Annotated in this window: 2 protein-coding genes; both read left to right on the forward strand. The window is 63.4% G+C overall.

Translation table 11 applies throughout. The features are described 5' to 3' along the window. On the forward strand, positions 1 to 489 hold a 489-nt coding region (locus MUO23_02875), incomplete at its 5' end, for a GAP family protein (GenBank protein ID MCJ7511898.1). 663 nt (positions 490 to 1152) lie between these two features. Beyond that, positions 1153 to 1584: a DUF6325 family protein gene (locus MUO23_02880; GenBank protein MCJ7511899.1), complete on the forward strand. Its 432-nt coding sequence runs from the start codon at positions 1153 to 1155 to the stop codon at positions 1582 to 1584. The last annotated feature ends 72 nt before the right edge of the window (positions 1585 to 1656 follow it).

Here is a 1656-nt window from a genome sequence, read left to right on the forward strand (position 1 = left end):
GTCCTGGCCGTCATCCTGATCCTGTTCTCAGAGAGGGCGAGGCGCAACGGCGCGGCGTTCCTGGCCGGCTGGTATCTTGGACTCCTGGTCCTCAGCTGGGTGATCGTCGCCCTGTTGACTCGGCTGGGGTTCTTCTCTTCGGGGTTGGGTGGGTCTTCACCCTCGGCCGGACTCGTGGTGGTGCTGGGGCTGCTGCTTCTCCTTCTCGCCATTCAGCAGTGGCGTACCCGTCCGCGGGCAGGGACTCCGGTCGCCGAGCCGGCATGGTTCGCCAGGCTAACCACACTCCGGCCCGGGCACTCGTTCGGCATCGGCGCGGCGCTCGCCAGCATCACGCCCAAGATGATCCTGCTGACGCTCGCTGCCGCCATGATCATCGGGCGGACGTCTCCTGCGCCGCGCAGCTCCCCTGGCCGCCGACTTCTTCTATGCCACCCTGGCCAGCATCCCCGTCGCCATTCCAGTCGCCCTGTACCTCAGCCGGGGTGAGCGCGCCCGGACCACCTTCGGGCGCTGGAAGGACTGGCTGCTGCGCAACAACAACGCCTTGATGGCCGCCGTCTCTCTCTTGACCGGTCTTCTGTTGTTCGGAGCAGGCCTGACCGAACTTGGAGCCTGAGGGCCTGCCTGCATCGCCAGCCTAGATCCTAGCGCTTCGGCGACCCACGACTGTGCTACGGAGGATCGTTCCCCCGGGGCTCCGGCACCCATGACCCAGCCTGCGCTGGAGAGGCTTGCCGATCCGGGGAACCGCAACCCCCCGGGGATTCAGCGGATGCGGGCTATCCTTTGCCGTCTCGGACATGCGCCGCACGCCTGCGGGACGCCGGGCTTCAACGATGGCTCCCCTGCCCATTGAGCCCTGGGGCTGCCCCACTCCCTGGGCCTTCTGCCTGAGCCCCACGCCTCAAGGGCGAATTGGAGGAACAGAATTAGGGCCAACAGGTGTACAATTCTGTTGAATCCTCCGAGAATTCCCGCACCACATTCGAATTTACCCTCGGTTTGCCGCTAGCGGCCCATCGGCGGAGGCATGCGCCAGGCAGCTGAGGCGGGGGAACTCCCGGCCAGCAAGGCTCGGCCGGCAACCAGCCTGAGATCAGTGAGTATTTCGCTGATCATACAGAAAGCAGAAAAGGAGGGAGAAGAACCATGGATTTGGGACCGATGTCTTACCTGGCCTTCGAATTCGAGGGCAACAAGTTCAGGGGCGATCTGCTGCCTGACCTGATGAACCTGGTCGAGAAGAAGATCATCCGCGTTCTCGACCTGGTGACGGTGATGAAGGATAAGAACGGCAAGGTGACCACGCGCGAGCTGGTCGAGATGGAGCCGTCCGAGATCATCCTCATCGACCCGCTTAAGTCGCAGATCAAGGGATTGTTCACGACGGGCGACATCGAAGCCATCGGCGAAATGATCCGCCCCAACACCACCGCCGGCCTGCTGCTGATTGAGCACCTGTGGGCAGCCAAGTTCTTCAAGGACATTAAGGCCGCCAACGGTCGGATGGTCGATAACCAGTTCATCCCGGCGATCCTCGTCCAGGAAGCACTGGATGAGGCCCAGAGCGGCGCGGTCTGAGCCGCGGCCCTCTCTTGGCGCGCACGAAGCGCGCCACAACCGAATAGGAGCGTACCAAAATGAGACGAGCAC

It is taken from the genome of Anaerolineales bacterium, assembly GCA_022866145.1.
In the GTDB taxonomy this organism is placed as follows: domain Bacteria; phylum Chloroflexota; class Anaerolineae; order Anaerolineales; family E44-bin32; genus PFL42.

Excerpts from the sequence above, each read along its gene's own strand:
- MUO23_02880 (MCJ7511899.1), top strand. The coding sequence starts at position 1,153 with ATGGATTTGGGACCGATGTCTTACCTGGCCTTCGAATTCGAGGGCAAC.